Here is a 5727-nt window from a genome sequence, read left to right as displayed (position 1 = left end):
CCAACGTGTTATTGGCCTGAAGCCGGGAACGGCCCCGACTCGAATCGCGATAGTCGATGATAAGAAATACAATCGCCAGCTTCTCGCGAAGCTGCTGGCCACGGTAGGATTTGAAGTCAGGGAAGCAGCGGATGGACAGGAAGCTCTGGCACTGCTGAGCGAGTGGAGGCCGGCGCTCATGCTCATGGACATGCGCATGCCGGTTATGGACGGCTACGAGGCAACACGCCGGATCAAGGCCATGCCGGATGGGGGCAACACGCTCATCGTGGGGGTTACCGCGAGCGCTTTCGAAGAGAAGAAGAATGAAGTTCTCGCCGCGGGAGTGGATGGTTTCCTGGCCAAGCCCTTCAAGGAGGAGCAGTTGTTCGGCGTGATTCATGACCTGTTGGGAACAGAGTATGAATACGCGGCCGCCGAAGCTGCTGAAACTGGCGCCGACTCGGCCATTTCCTCGCGGGCCATGTTACAGGCCGTCGCGACGCTGCCGAAGGAATTGGTCGCGAGACTGCGCGAAGCCGTGTCGCTTGGGCATATGGAAGATCTGGCCGCGCTTTTCGACGAGGTGGCTTCTTTCGCGCCGGATTTCGCCGGCCGGTTGAGGGATTTGTCCGACCAGTATGAGTACAACACTCTGGCCGAGATATTGGGGGAAGCGGATGGGAGCAGCAAGGAATGAACAACGTGGCCAAGCCCAACATCATGGTGGTGGATGACACGCCCGCGAATCTCAAACTCCTGTCAAACATGCTTCAGGAAAGAGGGTACGAGGTGCGCCCGCTGCAAAGTGGCAAGATGGTGCTGAACGCCGCGCGCACGCACCCGCCGGACCTCATTCTGCTGGACATCAACATGCCGGAGATCAACGGGTACGAAGTGTGTGAACAGCTGAAGGCGGATGCGGCGTTGTGCGGCATCCCCGTCATCTTCATCAGCGCCCTTACCGAGACCGAAGACAAAATCGAGGCCTTTCGCCGCGGCGGCGTGGATTACGTGACGAAACCGTTTCAATTCGAGGAGGTCCTCGCCCGCGTGAACACGCATCTGTTATTGAAGGATGCGCGGTGCAGGCTGGAGGACTTGTCTCGGAAGCTGGCCCGGTATTTGTCGCCCCAGGTGTACCTTTCCATCTTCGAGGGCAAGCAGGACGCCCACATCGGGAGCAACCGCAAGAAACTTACGATATTCATGTCCGACATCGTGGGTTTTTCCCGGCAGACGGACTGCATGGAAGCCGAAGACCTTACCACACTCCTGAACAGTTACCTCAATCGCATGGCGCGCATCGTTCTTGCTCATGGGGGAACCATTGACAAGTACATGGGCGATGCGATCCTCGTATTCTTTGGCGACCCCGAGTCAAAGGGGGTGGTGGAAGACGCTGCCGCCTGTGTCGCAATGGCTCTCGAGATGCGCGCGGCCGTCGATGAATTGCGCGCCGAATGGCAGAAGAAAGGCATCTGCACCAACTTCGAAATCCGGATGGGAATCACCACGGGCTATTGTACGGTCGGCAACTTTGGAAGCGAAGAACGGATGGACTACACAATCATCGGAGGCCAGGTGAATCTCGCCAACCGTCTGCAAAATGCCGCGGTTCCCGGCGAAATACTTATTGGACCGGAGACCTTTGCTCTCGTCGGCGACCGGTTTCAATGTATCCGGAAAGAGGCGGTTCACGTAAAGGGCCTGGAAGAGCCCGTGCAGCCCCACCAGGTTGTCGGAGCGCGGTCGGCTTGTGTTGACGCGACGAGAATCGAAGATTCCCGCAATGGTTTCACGCTTGCGCTCGACCCGTCGGCTGTCGATCCAGAAGAACGCAAGACGGTCGTTGAGATCCTGCGCGCGGCGATTTCCAGTCTCCGCTAACAACGGCGTACCCCGCCTGCGGCTGTGGAGAATCAGTCCGTGCTGTAGAAACGGCGGATTCAGACCCGCAACCGTTGAATTCCTGCAGCAACGGGAGAGGGTGTCGGTGGATTTTTGGAAGCGCAACGCGCAAACCGGCTGCCTGCGGCCTGCGCCTCATGTCACGACCCCTGACCTATCCGCCTTTTGCTGACCCCAAACACCCCGAAACGATGTAAAATGCGGCCGGATTTCATAACCATACGGGATTTTCCGCAGAGGCAGCTTTCGGTGAAGCTTTCGTTTGGCGATCGAGCTGCTGTAATGGTATGGTTTTGGGTCGGGTACTAGAGCCATGCTCAGGTGATACGTCTCATGCAGAAGAGATTCAAACTTCAGGATGGAAAGATCGTCCCAACAGTCGATGACGATGCGGCGATTATTGTTTTCGACAGCCTCGACGAGTCTGAGAAGCGGTATCTGATCGACACGCTGAATGTCGATGCGCACACCCTGAGTTCCGTTTTGGACCCGGAAGAGCTTGGCCGCCTGGAGTTTGAGCCGAACCACGCAGCGATCATCTACAAACGGCCCAAGCTCTATACCGCAACCGACAATTTCCTTTTCAGGGTTAACACGTGCGGGTTCTTTCTGTTCCCAGACAAACTGATCATCATCGGCGAAGAACAGAGCGCCTCTTTCCAGGGGCGCCAGTTCGCCCGGGTGGGCAGCGTGCCGGATGTTTTTCTGCGGGTCTTGTACCAGAACATTCTGCACTTCACGGAACATCTCAAGGCGATGAACGCTATCTGCGACGACTTGGAGAGCAAGATCAACAAGTCGATGGAAAACAAGCATCTCCTGCACATGTTCACCATCGAGAAGGGTCTTGTGTACTATCTCAATGCCATCAGGTCAAATGGCCGCGTCCTGGAAAAGCTGAAGGCGAATGCGTCCAAGCTGCCTTTCACGCCGGAGACCGTCGAATATCTCGACGACCTCCTTATTGAAAACGCTCAGTGCTACGAACAAGCCAATACTCACGCGCAGGTGCTCGCCAGCCTGATGGACGCCCGCGCTTCCGTAGTCAGCAACAACCTCAACGTCATGATGAAGAATCTGAATGCCATCGTTATTGCCGTGGCCGTTCCCAGTTTCCTTGCTGCGATCGGGGGGATGTCGGAGTTCACGATGATGACGGCTCCTGGGAACTGGAAAGTGGCCTACCCGCTGTTCCTGGCGGCCATGGTCGGTATGGGCGTGGCGACTTTCTTCATCATCAAGAAGATCGAGCGGTACTGGCACTAGAACGTGGACGCAACGATGTCCGCCATCAGGCTGGAACCGGCTCTGGACCCGAGTGCATGGTTGTTTTCGAGCCGCCGGGGAATGGCCATGGCAAAAGGCGGCCGTGTGCGCGCGCCGGAAAGCCGTTGATGTGTTGACGGATTGACTGAGCGGGCGTATCATCGCGGCCGCGGCTTTGCTGAGATTTCGTACGGGGTGGGCATCGGCGTTCGGCAGGTAGGCTGTAAGGGGGAGGGCAAAATGGCTGTGCAGCACTCGCCAAGCTTATACGTGTATTCAGCTTTGAGTATCCTTGCCGCCGTGTGTGTCGGCTGCCCATCCGCGACCGGTCCTGAGGCTGCGTTCACAGGGGCCCCCACTTCGGGTTCGGCACCCCTGACGGTTCAGTTTACCGACCAGTCATCCGGAGGCAGTTCCACTATCGTGAGTTGGAGCTGGGATTTCGGCGATGGCGCCACAAGTTCAGTGGCGAATCCCTCGCATACCTATACAGGGCCGGGTCAGTACGCCGTCTCGCTTACAGTAACCTCCTCGGAAGGAAGCGACACGGAGTCCAAGCCCGCCTATATTTCGATAGAAATCGGCCGGGCCCAGTACCTTCCCGGTACCCAAGTCGGACTGGTGAACGAGACCGTAGGCCAATATGGTGCGGAACTGCTGGGGCCCGCCGGCACGCCTCTTGAAGGCGTGATCGTGCGAATCCCGCCGGCCACGATCGAGGACGGCACGCCGGTGAGGGTCGGCTATGACACCGGTACACTGGTGCCCATAGAAGGCGAGGCCGTTGGCCCCATCGTCACGCTGGATATCGGCACGAATGCCATGCTGGAACAGCCCATCGAGATCGTCATCCCGTGTCCCTTGACTCCCGGAAGCAGTCAAGTGCCCGTGCCTTACTATATCGATGCGGAAGACGGCCTCTCGCTGGTCGAACTGGCGGATGTTGACGAAGAGACCGGGAGGGTGACTCTGTTGACGTACCACGCCTCGTCCTATGGCGTGGTCATAACGGACGAGGAACTCTGCGACTGCCTGATTGCCAATCGGTGGTTTGAACCAGGCATGGACGGGTTCAAGATTGCGAACGAGGGCAGCGCGGTAAACCGCCAAGGCGAATGCTTGGGAATGACCATGTGGGCGCTCTGGTATTACCTGAACCACAAACAGGATGGCGCCTTTTACCCCCTGTACATGTTCACGGTGCCGCCGGTGGGCTTGACCGGGCAGGACATCATTGCGACGCGGGCGTTTACGTCTGTTACGCAGATGCGCTGGCTGAATATCGGGCGCTCGCTCATGCTCTTTTTCCAATCCAATAGGAAAAACGCCGCTGTCATACGCAACGCGCTGGTCAATTCGGGCAAACCGGTTCTCCTGCGAGTTGACCGCGAGACCAAAGCCGGCGATGAGCAAGGCTCGCATTCGGTCTTGGCCTACGCCTTTCGCATCCACCCCGAGGCACAACCCCGGATTGAATTCGACATCTATGACCCGAACTACCCGGGCCTGGCCAAGACCATCAAGTTCAACAGCGATACGGGCGCCTGGGATTACGAGAATTACAACTGGGTCAACTACTACGGCAACGGCTCGCTCCGGGTCAAGGAAGCCTACGAGTACATCTTGGAAGATGCGAACAACCAGTTCCATTCGAGCAGCGACGCCGTGATCACGGTGACCTCACATTCCAATAACGAAGAGGTGCCCGACCGGGTCACGACGCTGCACGGCACCATCGAGAGCGGCGAGGTCGCGGTGACCGAACTCGAGGTGTGGGTGAACAGCGAGAGTTACAAGACCTCGGTGCCTTTTGACGGCCAATTCTACCTGGACGTTCCTCTTCAGTACGGCAAGAATTTCCTCACGTTTATCACGCGCGGGCAGGACGAGGACGGGAACAAGCGGGTCGTGGGCAACAATATGCTCAACCAGGAATTTGTCCTGAAAGGGACGTTTCCGCTCGCCGTGATCCGCGTCGAGCTGACCTGGGACAAGCCGGGCACGGACCTGGACCTCTATGTCTACGACCCTGCGGGCGACGTTTCATGGTACGCAGACAAACTAACCGACGACGGCGGCGAGCTCGATTACGACGACCGGTACGACTGCGGCCCGGAGCATTGGACCTTGACCACAACCGACACGGTCCAGTGGGGCCAGGACTATCGCGTGCGGGTGCACTACTTCCGCGATAACGACAATGGACCGACGAACTACACCATGACCATTGTCCTTTACGAGGGCGAACTCTACGAGACGACCCAGACGTACCGGGGCTCGATCAGCGAAAGCGACCCCGAGAACGGCGACCCGGCCCGCACGGGGCCCGACTGGCGGGATATAGCGGTAGTCACCCCGGCAGGAGGCCCTAAGGCGCGCTGGGACAATATACGCATGCCCGAGACCGACGAGCCATTTTACGTACGTGAGACCCCAAAGGCTGCCGCAGTCAAGTGAGTCATGGGATATCCCGGACTGGCCGCACCTCCGTAAGCTATTATGGGAGAGGTAGTTTGAGAAGTGGCGGAGGGTGAGGGACTCGAACCCCCAAGCCCGAAGGCGCCGGTTTTC

Annotated in this window: 4 protein-coding genes; all 4 read left to right on the top strand. The window is 58.2% G+C overall.

The features are described from left to right. A partial coding sequence (locus tag PLJ71_18940; GenBank protein HQM50768.1) for a response regulator occupies nucleotides 1-679 on the top strand: 679 nt, incomplete at its 5' end. Further along, nucleotides 676-1869, top strand: coding sequence for a response regulator (locus PLJ71_18935; protein ID HQM50767.1), 1194 nt, complete (start codon nucleotides 676-678; stop codon nucleotides 1867-1869). The genes PLJ71_18940 and PLJ71_18935, both read left to right, overlap by 4 nt. Nucleotides 1870-2223: 354 nt before the next feature. Then, on the top strand, nucleotides 2224-3156 hold the full coding sequence (locus PLJ71_18930; GenBank protein HQM50766.1) for a magnesium transporter CorA family protein: 933 nt from the start codon (nucleotides 2224-2226) through the stop codon (nucleotides 3154-3156). A 240-nt stretch (nucleotides 3157-3396) separates the two neighbouring features. Beyond that, complete coding sequence (locus PLJ71_18925) at nucleotides 3397-5613, top strand: PKD domain-containing protein (protein ID HQM50765.1); 2217 nt, start codon at nucleotides 3397-3399, stop codon at nucleotides 5611-5613. The last annotated feature ends 114 nt before the right edge of the window (nucleotides 5614-5727 follow it).

This window comes from Candidatus Hydrogenedentota bacterium (assembly GCA_035416745.1).
Lineage (GTDB): Bacteria > Hydrogenedentota > Hydrogenedentia > Hydrogenedentales > SLHB01 > UBA2224.
Note: the sequence above shows the minus strand (reverse complement) of the source record. Positions and strands in the feature narration are given on the sequence as shown.